Consider the following 17,130-nt stretch of genomic DNA (forward strand, 5'->3'; position numbering starts at 1 on the left):
GGCGCCTGTGTTTCGCTTGTTTCGATGTTCTGAGGTTGTCCATGCCTACCCAAAAGTCCGAGAAGCCTGTCTTGAAGCCTGCCGCCCAGCCCGCCGCGAAAACGACTGCGAAGTCCGCGCCCAAGGCGTTGACCGCCGCCGCGTCTCCTACGAAAGCCAAGACATTGCCTGCCACGAAGATTCCCGCTACGGAAAAAGCCACCGCCAAGAAGGTTGCCGCCCCGGCCGACGAAACCCTGACCAAGAAGAAGCCAGGCCGTCCGCCCAAGGCCGTCGAAGTCAAGACCAAGCCCAAGGCACCCGACAAGTCGCCCTTGGGCGATGACGAGGACATGTCCGACATCGAAGCCGAGTTCGCCGAAGAACCGGCTGCGAGCACCTCGACCGAGAAGGTCAAACCGCTGCGCATGAAGATCAGCAAGGCGAAAGAACGCGCCTTGATGAAGGAGTTTGGCCTGGACGAGACCGTCCTGTCCGAAGAAGACATGGCCAAGCGCCGTCAGCGCCTCAAAGCCCTGATCAAGCTGGGCAAGACGCGCGGCTACCTGACGCACGGCGAAATCTCCGACCACCTGCCCGACAAGCTGGTCGATGCCGAAACGCTCGAAGTCGTCATCGCCACGTTGAACGACCTGGGCGTGGCCGTCTACGAACAGACGCCGGACGCCGAGTCGCTGATCATCACCGACAACGCGCCCACGGGCTCGACCGAAGAAGAAGCCGAAGAAGCCGCCGAAGCCGCCCTGTCCACCGTGGACAGCGAGTTCGGCCGCACCACCGACCCGGTGCGCATGTACATGCGCGAGATGGGCACGGTCGAGCTGCTGACGCGCGAAGGCGAAATCGAAATCGCCAAGCGCATCGAAGGCGGCCTGATGCGCATGATGGAAGCCATCAGCGCCAGCCCCGCCACGCTGGCCGAGGTGTTTCGCCTGGGCGAGGAAATCCGCGATGGCAAGGTTGTCATCTCCACCGTGGTCGATGGCTTTACCGACCCGAACGAGGCCGACGACTATGTGGCCGAGGAAGACTTCGACGAGTTCGACGCTGCCGATGACGACGACGGCAAGGGTGGCTCCAAGGCGCTGACCAAGAAGCTCGAAGAGCTGAAGAACAACGCCCTGGCACGCATCGACAGCCTGCGCGACCTGTTCGAGAAGGTCCACAAGGCCTACGACAAGGAAGGCTACGGCACGCCCAACTACGTCAAGGCGCAACAGGCGCTGAGCGAAGAGCTGATGACCATCCGCTTCACCGCCAAGACGATCGAGAAGCTGTGCGACCTGCTGCGCACGCAGGTGGATGACGTGCGCAAGAAGGAACGCGAGCTGCGCCGCATCATCGTGGACAAGTGCGGCTACCCGCAGGAACTGTTCATCGCCGAGTTCAGTGGCCGCGACAAGATGGGCCACAAGGTGGCCTCGCACCTCCTGGATTTGAAGTGGATCGAAAAGCAGGCCCACTCCAACAAGCCGTGGGCCGCCATCATGGGCCGCAACATCCCGCCGGTGCAGGACCTGCAGCAAAAGCTGATGGACATCCAGTCGCGCGTGGTGGTGCCCCTCGATGAACTCAAGGACATCAACAAGCGCATGAACGAGGGCGAGGCCAACTCGCGCGATGCCAAGAAGGAAATGATCGAGGCCAACCTGCGCCTGGTGATTTCCATCGCCAAGAAGTACACCAACCGCGGCCTGCAGTTCCTGGACCTGATCCAGGAAGGCAACATCGGCCTGATGAAGGCGGTGGACAAGTTCGAATATCGGCGCGGCTACAAGTTCTCGACCTACGCGACGTGGTGGATCCGCCAGGCCATCACCCGCTCGATCGCCGACCAGGCACGGACCATCCGCATCCCGGTGCACATGATCGAGACCATCAACAAGATGAACCGCATCTCGCGCCAGCACTTGCAGGAGTTCGGTTTCGAGCCCGATGCGTCCATCCTGGCAGCGAAGATGGAGATCCCGGAAGACAAGATCCGCAAGATCATGAAGATCGCCAAAGAGCCGATCTCCATGGAAACGCCGATCGGCGACGACGACGACAGCCACCTGGGCGACTTCATCGAAGACAGCGCGAACACTGCGCCCATCGATGCCGCCATGCAGGCCGGCCTGCGCGACGTGGTCAAGGACATCCTGGATTCGCTGACCCCGCGCGAGGCCAAGGTGCTGCGCATGCGTTTCGGCATCGAAATGTCCACTGACCACACGCTGGAAGAAGTCGGCAAGCAGTTCGACGTGACGCGCGAACGCATCCGCCAGATCGAAGCCAAGGCGCTGCGCAAGTTGAAGCACCCCAGCCGCAGCGACAAGCTGCGCAGCTTCATCGACACGCTGTAAAGCCGCCGCGCGCCCGCATTTGCGGGCGATGCCTGAGCCCCTTGAAAAGCCCGCGCGAGCGGGCTTTTCTACGCCCGTTCAGCCTCGGCCGGCAGGTCGATGCGCACCTCCAGGCCCGGGCCTGCATTGCGCACCGTCCAGGCCGCGCCATGGGCCTGTGCCACCAGTCGGCTGAGGTACAGGCCCAGCCCCACGCCGCCGGTGCTGCGCTCACGGGCCGCGTCGGGCCGGTAGAAGGCCTGCGCCAGCTGCGGCAGTGCCGCCTCGTCCACGCCCGGCCCGTGGTCGCGCACGCGCACGACGATGCCCCCGCCCTGCCCCGGTTGCAGATGCAGCTCTGCGGGTGCCGTGCCCGAGCTGTGCCGCAGCGCGTTGGCCAGCAGGTTGCGCAGCAGCAGCCGCATGCGCGCGCGGTCCAGCGACAACGCTGGCAGCCCATCGGCGATGTGCAGCTGCAAAGCGGCCTGCCCTTCGTCCAGTGCCAGGCTGCCGACGAGCTCGCGCGCCAGGGCGCCAAGGTCGGTGGGCTCGCGCAGCAGGGCCGCATGGCGGGTCGCCAGGCGCTCGCTCTCCAGCAGGTCGGTCACCAGATCGCGCATCTCGGCCAGGTCGCGCAGCAACGCGTCGCGCATCGGCGCCACGTCGGTTGAATCGGGTAGCAGCTCGGTGTTCAGCCGCGCGCGCGTCAACGGGCTGCGCAGCTCGTGGCTGATGGCCAGCAGCAGCGCGCGCTTGGCCTCCAGCATCTGGTGGATGTCGTGCGCCATGGCGTTCACGCCCTCGGCCAGCACGCCCAGCTCGTCGCGCCGGCGCACCACGATCGGCTCGGAGAAATCACCCGCGCCGAAGCGCCGGGCGCCATCTCCGATGTCGCGCAGCGGCCGCAGTTGGCGGTGCACGTACAGCCAGGCGAGCAGCGTCAGCGCCAGCAATACGGCCAGCGTGATCCAGCCGATGCGCCGGGGACGGTCCTGCCAGGACGACAGCGCCAGCCCCAGCACGATCTGGTGTCCGTCCGCCGTGTCGCGGCGCAGAAAGGCCGGCTCGTCATCGCCGTCGGCATTGCGGGGCCAGCCGGCCGAGCGATCGTGCCGGCCCTCGCCGCGCGCCGGCGCGCTGCGCCAATTCACCTGCGGCCCACTGATGGCCACGCTGACGGGCAGCCGCTGCGCCACGGCCTGCGCTCGCTCAACGCTGGGCGGCGTGCCGATCTCGGCCACCAGACGGTCCACATAGTCGGCCACCAGCGGGCGCACGGCTTCGCGCCAGCCGCTGGACAGCGCGCGCTGCATGCCGCCCAGAAAGATGAGCGACATCGCCAGTGCCAGCAACACGAACAGCGCCACCAGCCGCAGCCGCAGTGAACGCCGCATGGCGCGCCCGGCCCGCCGGGGCCAGCCCGGCCGCTCAGTCGCCGCCACGGTGGCTGGCTGGCGCCAGCGCCAGCGCGTAGCCGGCATTGCGCAGCGTCTTGATGGCGTCCAGAGGTTCCAGCTTCTTGCGCAGGCGGCTGATCACGATGTCGACCGCACGCGTGTAGAGCTCGGCCTCGTGGCCGCGCAGCTGGTTCAGGATGTCGTCGCGGCTCCACACGCGGCCGGGCTCGCGCGCCAGCAGGTGCAGCAGTTCGAACTCGGTGCCGGTCAGCTCCAGTGGCACACCTTGCCGCACAGCGCTGCGCGTTAGCGGATCGATCTCCAGACCCTCGAAGCGCAGCCGGCTGCTGGCCACCGGCAACGCAGGCGGCGGGCGCCGACGCAGCACGGTCTGCACGCGCGCGACCAGCTCGCGCGGCTCGAAGGGCTTGGGCACGTAGTCGTCAGCGCCGAGCTCCAGGCCGACGACACGGTCCATCACCTCGCCGCGGGCGGTCAGCATCAGGATGGGGATGTCGCTGTCCTTGCGGATGGCGCGGCACAACGCGAAGCCATCCATGCCCGGCAGCATCACGTCCAGAATGGCGGCGTCGAAACCGCCGGCGCGCAGCAGCGCAAGCCCCTGCTCCGGGTGCAGGGCGTGCACCAGGTCCAGTTCGAAGCGCTTGAAGTACGTGGCCAGCGGCCCGCCCAATTGCGCGTCGTCGTCGATCAGCAGGATGCGGGGCATGGGGCCATTGTCAGTGCGGCATCAGCCCTTGCGCCAGCCGCCACGGCGTTGCATGAACTCGCGCACTTTTTGTTGCTGGGCTGGGTTCAGGCTGTCGTAGAAGTCGCCCAACGCGGCCACGACCTCGGGGCTCTTGCTGCTCAAGGCGGCAGTCTTCTCGGCCACCAGCGACTGCGCCCGCGTGCGGTCGAACTTGTCGCCTGCCACCAGCGCCTGCATCTCGGCCCGCGGGTTCTGCGTAGAGCCGACCAGCGCGCTGCGTTGCTCCTGCAGCTTGCCGGCCAACACCTCCAGCTTGGCCTTCTGCGCGGCGTCCAGGTCCAGCTTGCCGCTGACGCGCTCGACCATCTTGGTCCGCATGGCGGCGGATTGCTCAGGGCTCGCGTTCCAGCGCCCGCCCTCGGAGCGGTGGCCACAGGCGCCCAGGGTGCCGACGACGATGGCCGCGCCGAACACGCCGAGCAGAGTGCGTTTGATCCAGTTTTTCATGATGTCTTGCCTTTCAGGCATGGGTTGAACATGGCCTGAATGGTCGCGCCGTCACGTCATGCGCGGGTCTCGCGCCGGTTTCGGTTTGTTTCGTTTTATGTCGGCCGCAGACGACAGCTTCCAGGACGCTGCCCGACAGCCTCCTAGACTTGCAGCCACCACTCTTCGAAAGCCGCCATGCCATATCCCCACATCTCACGGCGCGTTCCGTGCGTTGCCGCCCTGCTGCTGGCAGGCGGCCTGCTGGCCGGTTGCGCCACCACCGCCACGACCGAGCCCGCCGCCCGACCGCTGCAGGTCAAGGTCTTCATCGCCGCCATGTTCGAGATCGGGCAGAACACGGGCGACCGCGCAGGCGAATTCCAGCATTGGTACGAACGCTACTGGAAAGACGCCAAACCGATCCAGGTGCCAGGCGCCTTGCAACCGGTCTATTGCAATCAGGACGGCGTCTGCGGCGCCGTTCTGGGCATGGGCAAGGTCAACTCGTCCGCCTCCATGCAGGCCATTGTGCTGAACCGGGCCTTCGACTTTCCAAGGCGTACTACGTCGTCTCGGGCGTGGCCGGCACGCCGCCCTCACGCGGCACCATCGCCGATGTCAGCTGGGCCACCTGGCTGGTCGACTACGACCTCGGGCACCGCTGGGCGCCCGAAGAAAACACGCCCGGCGCGCCCACCTTCATGCCGCGCAAGGGCTACGAGGAATACCGCCGCTTCCAGCTGAACCCGGCGCTCGTCGCCCGGGCGATGCAGCTCTCGGCCGACACGCCGCTGCGCGATTCGGCCAGCGCTGCCACCTACCGCCAGCGTTACCCCGATGCGCAGGCGCGCCGCGCGCCCAAGGTGCTGACCGGCACGCACATGACGGGCGACACGTTCTTCCACGGCCCCGGCATGTCCAACCAGGCCCAGTACATTGCCAAGCTCTACGGCGCCGACGACTACGTCATCACCGAGATGGAGGCCGCCGCCATTGCGCTCGTCATCAAGCGCACACATGGCACGGACCGCATCATGAGCCTGCGCGGCGCCGTCAACTTCGACCAGGGCAACCCGCGCGAAACGACGCTGCAGCATCTGGACCCGGCTCCAGGCGAGACGGCCGGCGGCTTCGCCGAGACGGTGCAAAACATCGCGCTGGTCGGCACGCGCGTGGTCGACCACATCGTGCTGAACTGGGCGCAGTGGCAAGCCGGCGTGCCGGCCCGCTGACCGGCGTCAGAAACTCTCGGTGTCCACCTCGCCCGTGCCCTGCGGCGCATAGCGCGCGCCGACGACATTGCCCTGGTGGATCAGCGCCTCGACACGCGCCATGGCCTCGCCCGACAGCTGCACACCGGCAGCGCCCAGGTCTTCCTGCAGGTGCTCCAGACGGGTGGTGCCCGGGATCGGCACGATGTGCGGCGCCTTGTGCAGCAGCCAGGCCAGGGCCAGCTGTGCAGGCGTGCAACCCAGCTCCTGCGCCAGCGCGGCGTACGGGGTCAGCAGCTTCAAATTGGCCGCGTAATTCTCGGGCGCGAAGCGCGGCATCGGCCGGCGGATGTCCTTGGCGTCCAGGCCCGTCACGTCGGTCAGTTTGCCGGTGAGAAAGGCGCGGGCCAGCGGGCTGAACGCGACGAAGGCCGCGCCGATCTCGCGGCAGGCGTCGAGCACGGCGATCTCCGGGTTGCGCGTCCACAGCGAATACTCGGTCTGCACCGCGGTGATCGGGTGCACGGCATGCGCCCTGCGCAGCGTGGCGGCCGACACTTCGGACAAGCCGATGGTCTGCACCTTGCCCGCGCGCACCAGGTCGGCCAGCGCGCCCACGCTGTCTTCGATGGGCACCTTCATGTCCCAACGGTGCAGGTAGTACAGGTCGATCACGTCGGTGCCGAGCCGGCGCAGGCTGTCCTCGCAGTTGCGTCGCACGGCCTCGGGGCTGCCGTCGATCACGCGACGCACGATGCCGTCGTCCCCCCGCACACCCGCCATGCCCCCCTTGCTGGCCAGGGTGAACTTGTGCCGGTGCGGCGCCAGCACGCGGCCGACCAGCTCCTCGTTGGCGCCGAAGCCGTACAAGGCTGCCGTGTCGAACAGCGTGACGCCGGCGTCCAGCGCGGCCAGCAGCAGGCGTTCGGCCTGCTCGGGTGAGGGTGGAGAGCCATAGGCATGGCTGAGGTTCATGCAGCCCAGGCCGATGGCCGAGACGGTGAAGGGTCCGATGGTGCGTGTTTGCATGGGCACCAATATACCCATCACCCATCACCCATCACCCATCACCCATCACCCATCACCCATCACCCATCACCCATCACACATCACCCAGCGCGCATCACGCCGCCGCCAGCGCCACCACAGCGGTGGCCGTGTTGGAGATCGGGATGTGGTAGTTGCGCTGCACACGCCGCACGCTGGGGCCGGCCGCCGTCAGCGCACCGCGCATGGCCAGCCACATCAGCAGCTCCACGCCCTGCGTGCCGGCCTTCTCGACCAGCTCGTGCACCGAGAACTGCGTGGCCCACTGCGGGTTGGATTCCAGGCTGTCCAGAAACTGCAGGTCAAAGGCCTTGTTGATGAAGCCGGCGCGCTCGCCATCGAGCTGGTGCGACAGGCCGCCCGAGGCGATGACGGCCACGCGCTGGTCGCTGTCCCACGACGCAATGGCCCGGCCCACGGCCTGCCCCAGCGCATACACGCGGCTGGCCTTGGGCAGCGGGAACTGCACGGTGTTGATGCACACCGGCACGATGCGCACCGGGCACGGGCCCTCGGGCCACAGCAGCTTGAGCGGCAGCGTGCAGGCGTGGTCGACCAGCATCTCCTGGCAGGTCACGACATCGAACTCGGCGTCGATCAGCGTCTCGATCACGTGCCATGACAAGTCCAGGTCGCCGGCCACGGGCGGCTGCGTGGGAATGCCCCAGCCCTCGTCGGACGACACGTACTGCGCCGCCGCGCCGACGGCGAAGGTGGGCATCTTGTCCAGAAAGAAGTTGAGCCCGTGGTCGTTGTAGAACATCACCACCACGTCGGGCCGTGCCGTGGCCAGCCAGTCGCGCACGGGCGGAAAGCCGTCGAAGAAGGGCTTCCAGTAAGGCTCGTTCTGCAAGCCCTTGTGGATGGCACCGCCGATGGCGGGAATGTGCGAGGTACCGACCCCGCCGATGATTTTGGCCATGGAATGTCTCCTGAAAAGTCAATGAATCAGCCGTGCGCGGCCGCAGCCAGCTTGGCCTTGAAGGCTTCCTTGCTCAAGCCGGTCTGCTGCGCGCCGATGTCCTGCATGTCCAGGCCGAAGATGCCCGCGAACTTGGCCAGGTAATAGGCATTGCCGCCAGCGGCGATCAGTTGCAGCACGTTGCGCGCGCGGATCGCGGCGGCCTGTTCCTCGTTCAGACCGAAGCGGCGCATGTAAGCCTCCTCGTCGGCCACGAAAGCATCGCGGGCCGTCTTGTCATTGAACGAAAAGCACATCTTGTTCAGCGCATAGCCCTTGCGGGCCAGCCGGCTGTCGAACAGCGTTGTGCCGGGAATCTCGGGGTGGTCGAAATGCATGGGGTGTCTCCAGTCAACGCCACGCACAGCACGTGGCAGGGCTGAAGTATGGGAACGCGATTGCCAAAGATAAACGCATCGATCATGATGAAACCCATGAGCGGAATCGATTGGTCAAGCCTGGACGCGCGGCTGCTGCGGACGCTGGTCGCAGTGGTCGATGCCGGCTCTGTCACAGGCGCTGCAGAGCAGCTGGACGTGACCCAGTCGGCGGTGAGCCACCTGCTGGACAAGCTGCGCGCCATCACCGGCGATGCGCTGTTCGTGAAGTCTGGGCGCGGCATCGTGGCCACGGCGCGCGGCCAGGTGTTGGCGGCCGAAGCACGCGAGTTGCTGGTGCGCTTGCAGGCCTTCGCGCGGCATGGCGAGTTCGACCCGGCGCGCTGGCGCACGACCTTCTGCATCGCCGCCAATGACTTCCAGCGTGACGTGCTGCTGCCGGCGCTGGCGGCGCGGCTGCGCGCCGAGGCACCCGGCGTGGCGCTGCGCGTGCTGGCCTCGGACGTGCCCTCACTGGACCTGCTGCGCGACGGCCAGGTGCAGTTGGTCATCAGCCCGCGCCCGCCCGACGGCGGCGACGTGCTGCAGCAGCGCCTGTTCGACGACCGTTACCGCGTTTTTTACGACGCCGCCACACGCCCTGCCCCGCGCGGCCGCGCCGACTACCTGGCGGCCGACCACGTCACCGTCGTCTACGCGCCGAACCGTCCCCTGGCGCTGGATGCCGCGCTGCAGCAGGCCGGCGTGGCACGCCGCTTCGCCGTCATGCTGCCGGGCTTTGCGGGCCTGCCCGCCTTCCTGCGTGGCAGCCCGCTGCTGGCCACCGTGCCGGGGCTGCTGGGCGAGGGCCTGCTCCACGGTTGCGCCAGCGTGCCGGTGCCGGTCGCCTGCCCGCCGATTGCGATGTACATGGTCTGGCACCAGCGCCACCAGCACGATGCGGCGCACCGCTGGATGCGCGAGCGGATCGTGGCGCTGGCGCAGGGCTTGCGCATGCGCGCATCGGCGAAGTCTGGATCGTCGGCGCCTGTCTCGGCATCCGCGTCCGCGTCGTAAGCGCTGTCTGTGCCATCCGCGCCATCCGCGCCGTCCGCGCCGTCTGCGCCGTCTGCGCCGCCGGAGCCGTTACCGCCCTGATCCCTCCGGCTGCGCGGGCGCGGTGCGCAGCTCAGTCCGGCGGGCCGCCCTGGCTCCACGCCGAACCGGGCCGCAGCCGGGCGGGTGGACGCTCCACCAGTTCGATCAAGCCGATGTCCAGGTGGTAGTAGAACGCCACGCGCGCGCCATCGAAGGCCAGGGCCTGCGTCGGCTCGGCGACGCACATAAAGTCTCGTCCGCTCAGGGCCGCGCCGCCCGCCTCGATGTCGTCCACGGCATAGCAGGTGTGGTAGGGCGAGGGCAAGACCTTGCGGCGCATCAGCGCATCCAACGGCCCGCCTGCCTCCAGTGGCGCCAGCAGCTCGATGAACGGCCCGCGCGGCGGGCTCGCGACAAAGGCCACGCGGATGTTCAGGCCCGGGTCGTCGACCTGCAGCAACAGCGGGTGGCCGATGGCGGCGTACGCGCGCAGGGCAGCGTCCATGTCGCGCACGCCGATGCCGACGTGGTGGAACGCCAGCCCCGGCAAAGGCGGCAACGCCACGGCGTCGTGCTCAGCCATGGGCGGCATCCGTCAGCACGGGCGCGGGCTGCAGTCCGATGCGCTCCACGGCCATCGGCACGGGCACCTCGGCGATGTTCTGCACCGGCAGCACCCAGTCCGTCCGCCCGTCGTCCCAGCGCTTCGCCAATGCAAAGCCGAGCTTGGCGTAATGGTCCTCGACCAGCTTGTTCTTCTCGGTCGGCAGATAGCGGCCCCGCAACTGGCGGATGCCCCGCAGGCGGGCTTGCGCCGCCAGTTCCTGCAGCACCGCCTGCTCGACCTGCCGGCCCAGCACCCGGCAGCTCATGAGCCAGGTGTCGATGTCCCAGTCGTCACCGTCGCGGCGGCAGACCAGCACGCTGATCATGCCGTTGTCGCCGAAGGTGTCCTGCAGCCGCAGCTGCAGCGTGAACGCCGCGTCGTCGTCCTGCAGCGCCGCCACCTCGGCCTCGGTGTAGCGCCGCGTGGTCAGGTTGAACTGGTTGGACTTGTTGATGAGCTGCGCGATGCGCGAGCGCCCGGTGGCATCGAAGGGCTGCAGCGTCAGCCGCATCTCCAGCGACGCCAGATACGCCCCCAGATCGCCCGCCTGACTGGCCAGCGTGGCCCGTCGGGCGTTGTCCTGGTAGTAGCCGGCGCGCTGGCGGTCTTCTGCCGAGAAAGCAACGGCCTCGAAGTACCCGGCCGCCAGCAACGTGCGCGCGTACAGCGCCGGGTCGTCCGGCAGCTCGGGCACGGCCACCTCGGGCAGCATGCGGCGCACCAGCGCGCGCTCGACCGGGTTGTCGTCCAGGAACACCAGCGCATCGACACCCAGCGACAGCTCGGCGGCGATCGCCTGCAGGTTCGTGGCTTTGTCGTTCCAGTTGGCCTGGAACACCGCGATGTGCTCCTCGCGCAGCAGCATTTCGGGGTGGCGGCGGAAGGGCTCGCGGGCGGTGTCGTCGTTGTTCTTCGACGAGACCGCCAGCACCACGCCGCGCGCACGCAGCATCAAGGCGGTGCGCTGCACCTGCAGGTGCGCCTCGCCGGTCGCGTCGCCCTGGCCGATGACGATGCCCTCCACGCCATCGTCACCGACCACGCCGCCCCAGACGGTGTTGTCCAGATCCAGCACCAGGCACTTGCGGCTGCGGCCACGCAGGGCGGCCACCAGGCGGCAGACATGGTCTGCGTACAGCGGCAGGAAGTCGCTGGAGAACGGCAGCTTCGCCATGTTCCATAGGCGCTCGTCGTGCCACGCGTCGAGCCCGACGGTCTCGGCCAGGCGGGCCACGTCGAGCAGCAGATCGGTGCTGCCCCGCAGGCTCTGCGCGATGGCCCGATTGCTCGCATCGACCAGCTGGCGCATGGTGCCGTCGAGCGTGAAGTCCAGATGGCCGAACGCCGGCTCGACCGGGCTCGCCAGCGTCTGCACGATGCAGACGGGAACGCCGCCCTGGTGCAGCCCCTCGCGCATGGCGTTCAGCTGCGACAGCGCGGCATCGACGACCTCGGCCGCCGCAGCGGCGTCGCCAGGCACGGGCTGCAGCGGCAGGCCGCGCACGTCCAGCGCCAGCAGCACGACATCGCAGCCGGCGCGGCGGATGGCCGATTCAGGCGACAGCGCCGACTGCATGGCCTGGCCGTAATCGGCCTCCACACACTCCAGCGCAATGCCGAAGCGCGCTGCGGTTGCGACCAGGGGTGGCACCAGAAAGTGCGTCGTGGCATTGGAGACGATGCCCAGGCGGAACGGCACCAGTGGCGCCAGTGATCGGCCTTGCGCGGCGCAGCGCGCCATCTGCCGGGCCAGGCGGTTGAGCTGGTTCTCGTCGAGCGCGCTGGTGGCCAGGGCCTGCACGCGCTTGCCGAGCGGCTCTGCGTCGCCCGCATCGGTCAACGCGCGGCAGCGCTGGCTGAAGTCGGCCGGTGGTGCGGGCAACCAGGCCAGCCGCGCGTGCAGGCTCAGGTCGCTCACTGAGTGCCTCCGGCTTGGCCTTCGGTGCGAGCTTGCTTGAGGCGGCCCGGCGCGGCGCTCACTAGATTTCCTCCGGCTTCGCCTTCGGTGCGAGCTTGCTTGCGGCGGCCCGGCGCGGCGCTCATTTCGTCTTGGCCTGGATCAGCGATGCGAACTCGCCCACGTTCTTCAGCCGGCTCACCTCGGCGGCCGAGAACTTGACGCCGAATGCCTTCTCGACGGCCAGCACCAGGCGCACATGGGCCAGGCTGTCCCACTCGTCGACATCGTCTGCGGTCAGCTCGGGGGTGGCGATGAGTTCCTCGTCGTCGAAGATGTCGCCCAACAGCGCCGTCAGGCGCTCATAGATCGTGGGGGTGCTCATGTCGGGGTTCCTCGTGCTCAATGGGATCTGGTGGGGGGCTGTGCAATGGCGTCGGCGAGACGCGCGGCCCACTGCGGCGCCACGCGCGGCTTGGGATGCACCTCGTCGCTGAAATCGTCGTTGGCCGAGGCATCGTGCATGTCCAGCACCTGCACGCCCGGGCGCCCGCGCAGCCGCGCCAGCAAGGCATCCATCTGGCGCCGGTAGTCCGCTGCCAGCACCGAGCCCGCCGTGTGCCATGCCGGAATGGGCAGGTCGACCAGCAGCACGCGGCCGCCATCGGCCACGATGGCGTTCACCGAGCGTTCCAACGCTGCAAACTGCTCTGGCTCCAGCGCCTGCGCGCCGCCCGTGTAGTCGCGCCAGAAGGCGAGGTATTTCTCCTGCCGCTCGGGGTCGACGACGATGGCATTGCGCTGCGCATCGTCCATCGAAGCCGGTCGCGCATCGAAGAACCTGCGCATGCCGCGCGTCGCATCGCGCGCCAGGGTGTCCAGCACCAGAAACGGGTGCACCAGCAACACACCGACATCCAGGTAGCGTGCAGGCAGCACGGGCATCGGCCCTTGGGGGCTGCGGCGGTAAAAGCCATAGCGGTAGCGCTCGATGTCCAGATCGGTGTCACCGGCGACGCGATCCGGCGTGCGCCACCGTGCCGCGTCGCTTGCGAAGACGCCATACCAGAGGCCGAACACGTAGAGGTCGTGCTGCCGCGCCTGCGGCGTCTGCACTTCCCGCACGAGCTGGGTGATCTGCGCAAGCTGGGTCATGTTCGACCCGCCGACCGAGAGGTTGTGCACCTCCAGCCCGGGCAGCAAGGGCTGCACCTGTTCCTGCTTGAAGCCGGCCATGGTGTTGGAAGCGCCGACCAGCAGCACCTTGTCGGCATCGGTGTTCAAGCGGCTGCGCGACAGGAACACGTACTTCGGCTGGGTCATGAACAGCGTGTCGCCAGCCTTGCCGGCGTCCAGCCGCTGTGCCGGCTCGCCAGGGCGCACGACCAGCACACTGGCCGCCAGGAACAACCCGTACGCGGCGGCAACCGACACCAACAACCACAGCGCCTGTCTCAGGATGAGTGCCATTCAGAAGGCCCGGTAGACGAACTCGGGTGCCTTGTGGAAAAAGGACGTCACCACAAACACCAACAACACACGAAAGCCCAGGCCCAGATGGCGCACGACCAGCCCGCCACGGCTCAGCGCGTGCTGCGGCGCGCGTTCGTGCCAGCGGCTGGCCAGGCCATCCCACGCGCCATACGCGAGCGCAGCGGCGCAGGTCAGCAGCACATAGACCATCAGCAGGCCGTGCAGGCCCAGCGTTCCCACCAGCCTTTGCAGCTGCGCCATGTCGACCCACAGGCAGGTGATGGCGAGCGCGAAATACGAGGTCGTCAGCCCGCGAGACAGGTAGATGGCCAGCGTGCGTTCGCCCAGGGCCTTGTAACGCTTCTTGCCGAGCCGCCGGGTGGCCACCACCTGCCACAGCTTGTTGACGCTCGCGCCGGCCCCCATCAGCAGGCCATACACCACGAACACCGCAGTCGTGCCGTGCCAGACCCCCATGACCAGGAAGGTGACGAAGAACGCGACCACACCGAGATACGGCGCCGCCGCTGCAGCCGTGAAGTGCGTGGCCAGCACGCGCAGCAAGGGGTTGAACAGATAGGTCTTGAACCACTCCGACAGCGTCATGTGCCAGCGCGCCCAGAAATCCAGGAAGCTGCGGGCCTTGAACGGCTGGTTGAAGTTCTCCGGCAAGTCTTGCCCCAGCAGCCAGCCGACGCCGATGACGATGTCCATGTAGCCGGCGAAGTTGGCGTACAGGTAGACGGTGTAGCAAACGGCACTGCCCAGCAGCAGCAGCGCCATGAGCAGCCACGACTGCGCAAGCGGCGGATCGAGCAGCCGCCCTGAAAGGTTGCTGAACAAATACTCGAACACGGCCGAAATCGCCGCCACCTTCACGAAGCCCAGCACGATGCGCGCGAAGGCATCGAACACACGCTGCGGGTCCAGCGCCCGGGCTTCTTTCTGCGTGGCTTCGAATTGCTGGTAACGCTGGATCGGCCCGGCCGTGAAGGTCAGGAAATTGAAGCTGAAGTTCAGGTAGTGCAGCAGCGGCACCCGGCGGTCCAGCTCGCCCTGCTGTGCATCCACCATCAGGTGAATGATGCGGAACAGGACATAGGACAGCCCGGCAATCAGGTACAGGAATGGCAGCCCGAAGCCTTCAGGCAGAAAGCTGAAGCGCTTGAGCACGATGAACAGCGCCAGCACCAGCCCCACGCCCAGGTACAGCCCTGCGGTCGAGCGGGTGCGGCGCAACATCTCCACCAGCCCATACCCGAGCATCACGAATGCCGCCAGCGGCAGCAGTTGCAATGGCTGCGTCACCTGGCTGGCCACGAAAACGGCGCTGGCCAGCAGCAAGATGCCGCTGCGCCACCAGGGTCGGTTCAATAGCTGACTTGCCAGGGCAACCGCAAGGATAAATCCGACAAAACTGGGGGAAACGAACGACATGAATCTGACGTAATACCAAGAGTAGTGAATTATTACATTTGATTACGATGTTCGCCGGGACCTCTGCTGGCATTGGTCGCCAAACCCTGGCGGTGCGCAAGCGAACAACGTGCCTGCTGCGGTCGGGCTGGAGGACTCTTCTCCTCACTTTTGGGGATGACCAGCCCGCGTCGGTCGACTTATCAACGACACACCCGACGACGCAAGGAATTCCCATGATTCAGGTCGATGCCCACACCATGCGCGAAATCGCACCCACCTTCAGCGGTGAGTTGGCGGAACGGCAGAACGCCATCATCACGGCCGTCGGCGAGGTGCTGGCCGTCACGCTGGCCGAATACGGCATCAACACCCGGCTGCGCATCGCACACTTTCTGGGCCAGACCTGCCACGAAGCGGCCGGCTTTCGCACCACGGAAGAGTTCTCCAGCGGCGACAAGTACGAAGGCCGGGCGGACCTGGGCAACACCCATGCTGGCGACGGCCGGCGCTTCAAGGGCCGTGGACTGCTGCAGCTGACCGGCCGCGCCAACTACAAGACCTATGGCACCCGGCTCGGCGTCGATCTGGTGAACGATCCGGAACTGGCGGCCGAGCCGGTGCTGTCTCTGCGCATCGCCTGCGAGTTCTGGAAGCAGCGCAAGATCAACACCGTGTGCGACCAGGACGATGTGGTCAGGGCCACCAAGCTGGTCAACGGCGGGCAGAACGGATTGGCCGACCGGCGCAGTGCCACCGGCAAGGCCAAAGCCGCCGTCGCGCGCATCGAGGGCTTCGTGCTGCTGGGCGAAGCCCCGCCCACCAAGGGGCGCCCGGTGCTGCGGCGTGGCTCCAAGGGCGACGAGGTGGTGCAGCTGCAGCGCCTGCTGCGCAAGCTGGGGTTCATGGTCGCCGTCGACGGCGACTTCGGGGTCGGCACCGAAGTGGCGGTGGCCGCCTTCCAGCATGGCCGGCAGCTCGACGTGGACGGCATCGTGGGGCGGGATGCCTGGGCGGCGCTGGATGCGGCGGGCAAGGGGGTGTAGCCATCGTGCCCTGGGCGGGCTACGTGCGTGGCCGTCCTGTCGAGGTCAAGATCCTGCAAGGCGCTGCGCATGGACGGCGTCACGTGCCGCGCATTACTGCGCTTGAACTCGACGCCGACGCCCTCACAACTGTGCGCCAGGGTTTCCAGCGATTCGCGCCCTGCCCCCGCCAAACCCTTCCGAATCAGCTTTGCAGCTGATGCTCCAGCCCCTGCAGCACCTGGTAGCACGCCAGCACCTGCGCCACGCTGCTGTTTGGCTCGCGGCCTTCCTGGATCGCGGCGAAGAACTCGCGGTCCTGCAGCTCGATGCCGTTCATGGACACGGCCACCTTGGACACGTCGATCTTCTCGTCCTTGCCGGTGAACAGATCGTCGTAGCGCGCCAGGTAGGTCGCCGTGTCGCCGATGTACCGGAAGAACGTTCCCAGCGGGCCGTCGTTGTTGAAGCTCAGCGACAGCGTGCAGATCGCCCCATTGGCCGCCTGCAGCTGGATGCTCATGTCCATGGCGATGCCCAGGTCCTTGTGGATCGGGCCTTGCACGGCGTTGGCGCGCACGATGGGGCTTCCGGCCTGGTAGGCGAACAGGTCCACCGTGTGCGCCGCGTGGTGCCACAGCAGATGGTCGGTCCAGCTGCGCGCCTGGCCCAGGGCGTTCATGTTGGTGCGGCGGAAGAAGTAGGTCTGCACATCCATCTGCTGGATGTTGAACTCGCCAGCCGTGATCTTGTTGTGCACGTACTGGTGGCTGGGGTTGAAGCGCCGCGTGTGGCCGCACATCGCGACCAGGCCGGTCTGCTTGGCCAGCGCCACCACTTCTTCGGCGTCCTGCAGGCTGTCGGCCAGCGGAATCTCCACCTGCACGTGCTTGCCCGCCTTCAGGCAGGCAATCGACTGCGAGGCGTGCATCTGCGTCGGCGTGCACAGGATGACGGCGTCGACTTCCTTCAACGCCAGGCTGTCGGCCAGGTCGGTCGTGACGTGTGCGATGCCGTACTTGTCGGCCACTTCACGGGTCTTGTCCAGGTCGCGGCTGATCAGCGAGACGACTTCGACGCCGTTGATGTTCTTGATGCCGTCCAGGTGCTTGATGCCGAATGCGCCGGCACCGGCCAGGGCTACTTTGATGGTCAT

16 protein-coding genes and 1 pseudogene are annotated in these 17,130 nt (G+C 67.3%); 4 read left to right on the plus strand and 13 right to left on the minus strand.

The window, feature by feature from the left end:
• Nucleotides 1-41 precede the first annotated feature (41 nt).
• Entirely contained in the window at nucleotides 42-2,345 is a 2,304-nt protein-coding gene (gene rpoD, locus AC099J_RS20045; protein ID WP_479617029.1) for an RNA polymerase sigma factor RpoD, read from the plus strand.
• Between the two features lie 68 nt (nucleotides 2,346-2,413).
• On the opposite strand, the gene AC099J_RS20050 is transcribed toward rpoD, so the two are convergent.
• The 4 genes from AC099J_RS20050 to AC099J_RS20065 form a co-directional block, all read right to left on the minus strand.
• Nucleotides 2,414-3,718, minus strand: coding sequence for a HAMP domain-containing sensor histidine kinase (locus AC099J_RS20050; protein WP_479617030.1), 1,305 nt, complete (start codon nucleotides 3,716-3,718; stop codon nucleotides 2,414-2,416).
• A 34-nt stretch (nucleotides 3,719-3,752) separates the two neighbouring features.
• Nucleotides 3,753-4,451, minus strand: a complete 699-nt coding sequence (locus tag AC099J_RS20055; protein WP_479617031.1) for a response regulator transcription factor — start codon at nucleotides 4,449-4,451, stop codon at nucleotides 3,753-3,755.
• 21 nt (nucleotides 4,452-4,472) lie between these two features.
• Complete coding sequence (locus tag AC099J_RS20060) at nucleotides 4,473-4,940, minus strand: Spy/CpxP family protein refolding chaperone (protein WP_479617032.1); 468 nt, start codon at nucleotides 4,938-4,940, stop codon at nucleotides 4,473-4,475.
• 195 nt (nucleotides 4,941-5,135) lie between these two features.
• A complete protein-coding gene (locus AC099J_RS20065; protein ID WP_479617108.1) occupies nucleotides 5,136-5,309 on the minus strand; it encodes a hypothetical protein in 174 nt (57 codons plus the stop codon).
• Between AC099J_RS20065 and AC099J_RS20070 the strand changes: the two are divergent.
• Nucleotides 5,259-6,154: pseudogene (locus AC099J_RS20070) on the plus strand (purine-nucleoside phosphorylase). The gene AC099J_RS20065 and the pseudogene AC099J_RS20070 sit on opposite strands and share 51 nt — an antisense overlap.
• 6 nt (nucleotides 6,155-6,160) lie before the next feature.
• Here the strand turns inward: AC099J_RS20070 and AC099J_RS20075 are convergent.
• From AC099J_RS20075 to AC099J_RS20085, 3 genes are all read right to left on the minus strand, one after another.
• A complete protein-coding gene (locus tag AC099J_RS20075; protein ID WP_479617033.1) occupies nucleotides 6,161-7,162 on the minus strand; it encodes an aldo/keto reductase in 1,002 nt (333 codons plus the stop codon).
• A 94-nt stretch (nucleotides 7,163-7,256) separates the two neighbouring features.
• Entirely contained in the window at nucleotides 7,257-8,102 is an 846-nt protein-coding gene (locus AC099J_RS20080; RefSeq protein ID WP_479617034.1) for a class III extradiol dioxygenase family protein, read from the minus strand.
• 26 nt (nucleotides 8,103-8,128) lie between these two features.
• Complete coding sequence (locus AC099J_RS20085; RefSeq protein WP_479617035.1) at nucleotides 8,129-8,479, minus strand: protocatechuate 4,5-dioxygenase subunit alpha; 351 nt, start codon at nucleotides 8,477-8,479, stop codon at nucleotides 8,129-8,131.
• Nucleotides 8,480-8,575: 96 nt separating this feature from the next.
• Here AC099J_RS20085 and AC099J_RS20090 point away from each other — a divergent pair, with 96 nt between their 5' ends.
• Nucleotides 8,576-9,535 carry a LysR family transcriptional regulator gene (locus AC099J_RS20090; protein ID WP_479617036.1) on the plus strand — a complete coding sequence of 320 codons (960 nt, stop codon included), beginning with the start codon at nucleotides 8,576-8,578 and terminating at the stop codon, nucleotides 9,533-9,535.
• Nucleotides 9,536-9,647: 112 nt separating this feature from the next.
• Here the strand turns inward: AC099J_RS20090 and AC099J_RS20095 are convergent, their stop codons facing one another.
• The 5 genes from AC099J_RS20095 to AC099J_RS20115 form a co-directional block, all read right to left on the minus strand.
• Complete coding sequence (locus AC099J_RS20095; RefSeq protein ID WP_479617037.1) at nucleotides 9,648-10,139, minus strand: VOC family protein; 492 nt, start codon at nucleotides 10,137-10,139, stop codon at nucleotides 9,648-9,650.
• Nucleotides 10,132-12,081, minus strand: coding sequence for an HAD-IIIC family phosphatase (locus AC099J_RS20100; RefSeq protein WP_479617038.1), 1,950 nt, complete (start codon nucleotides 12,079-12,081; stop codon nucleotides 10,132-10,134). The genes AC099J_RS20095 and AC099J_RS20100 overlap by 8 nt, the downstream gene beginning before the upstream one ends.
• Nucleotides 12,082-12,202: 121 nt before the next feature.
• A complete protein-coding gene (locus AC099J_RS20105) occupies nucleotides 12,203-12,445 on the minus strand; it encodes an acyl carrier protein (protein WP_479617039.1) in 243 nt (80 codons plus the stop codon).
• 17 nt (nucleotides 12,446-12,462) lie between these two features.
• Nucleotides 12,463-13,530 (minus strand): hypothetical protein, encoded by a 1,068-nt coding sequence (locus AC099J_RS20110; RefSeq protein ID WP_479617040.1) that lies wholly within the window; start codon nucleotides 13,528-13,530, stop codon nucleotides 12,463-12,465.
• Nucleotides 13,531-14,907 (minus strand): MBOAT family O-acyltransferase, encoded by a 1,377-nt coding sequence (locus AC099J_RS20115; RefSeq protein WP_479617041.1) that lies wholly within the window; start codon nucleotides 14,905-14,907, stop codon nucleotides 13,531-13,533.
• Between the two features lie 278 nt (nucleotides 14,908-15,185).
• Between AC099J_RS20115 and AC099J_RS20120 the strand changes: the two genes are divergently transcribed.
• A complete protein-coding gene (locus AC099J_RS20120; RefSeq protein WP_479617042.1) occupies nucleotides 15,186-15,995 on the plus strand; it encodes a peptidoglycan-binding protein in 810 nt (269 codons plus the stop codon).
• A gap of 184 nt (nucleotides 15,996-16,179) precedes the next feature.
• Here AC099J_RS20120 and AC099J_RS20125 read toward each other — a convergent pair whose 3' ends face one another.
• Nucleotides 16,180-17,130 carry a Gfo/Idh/MocA family oxidoreductase gene (locus AC099J_RS20125; RefSeq protein WP_479617043.1) on the minus strand — a complete coding sequence of 317 codons (951 nt, stop codon included), beginning with the start codon at nucleotides 17,128-17,130 and terminating at the stop codon, nucleotides 16,180-16,182.

Source organism: Rhodoferax sp. RT4P68, assembly GCF_056521305.1.

Coding starts and splice junctions, on each gene's coding strand:
- AC099J_RS20065 (WP_479617108.1), bottom strand. CDS start 5,309: ATGCTGGAATTCGCCTGCGCGGTCGCCCGTGTTCTGCCCGATCTCGAA.
- AC099J_RS20095 (WP_479617037.1), bottom strand. CDS start 10,139: ATGGCTGAGCACGACGCCGTGGCGTTGCCGCCTTTGCCGGGGCTGGCG.
- rpoD (WP_479617029.1), top strand. CDS start 42: ATGCCTACCCAAAAGTCCGAGAAGCCTGTCTTGAAGCCTGCCGCCCAG.
- AC099J_RS20050 (WP_479617030.1), bottom strand. CDS start 3,718: ATGCGGCGTTCACTGCGGCTGCGGCTGGTGGCGCTGTTCGTGTTGCTG.
- AC099J_RS20085 (WP_479617035.1), bottom strand. CDS start 8,479: ATGCATTTCGACCACCCCGAGATTCCCGGCACAACGCTGTTCGACAGC.
- AC099J_RS20060 (WP_479617032.1), bottom strand. CDS start 4,940: ATGAAAAACTGGATCAAACGCACTCTGCTCGGCGTGTTCGGCGCGGCC.
- AC099J_RS20080 (WP_479617034.1), bottom strand. CDS start 8,102: ATGGCCAAAATCATCGGCGGGGTCGGTACCTCGCACATTCCCGCCATC.
- AC099J_RS20055 (WP_479617031.1), bottom strand. CDS start 4,451: ATGCCCCGCATCCTGCTGATCGACGACGACGCGCAATTGGGCGGGCCG.
- AC099J_RS20125 (WP_479617043.1), bottom strand. CDS start 17,130: ATGACCATCAAAGTAGCCCTGGCCGGTGCCGGCGCATTCGGCATCAAG.
- AC099J_RS20120 (WP_479617042.1), top strand. CDS start 15,186: ATGATTCAGGTCGATGCCCACACCATGCGCGAAATCGCACCCACCTTC.
- AC099J_RS20090 (WP_479617036.1), top strand. CDS start 8,576: ATGAGCGGAATCGATTGGTCAAGCCTGGACGCGCGGCTGCTGCGGACG.
- AC099J_RS20105 (WP_479617039.1), bottom strand. CDS start 12,445: ATGAGCACCCCCACGATCTATGAGCGCCTGACGGCGCTGTTGGGCGAC.
- AC099J_RS20110 (WP_479617040.1), bottom strand. CDS start 13,530: ATGGCACTCATCCTGAGACAGGCGCTGTGGTTGTTGGTGTCGGTTGCC.
- AC099J_RS20075 (WP_479617033.1), bottom strand. CDS start 7,162: ATGCAAACACGCACCATCGGACCCTTCACCGTCTCGGCCATCGGCCTG.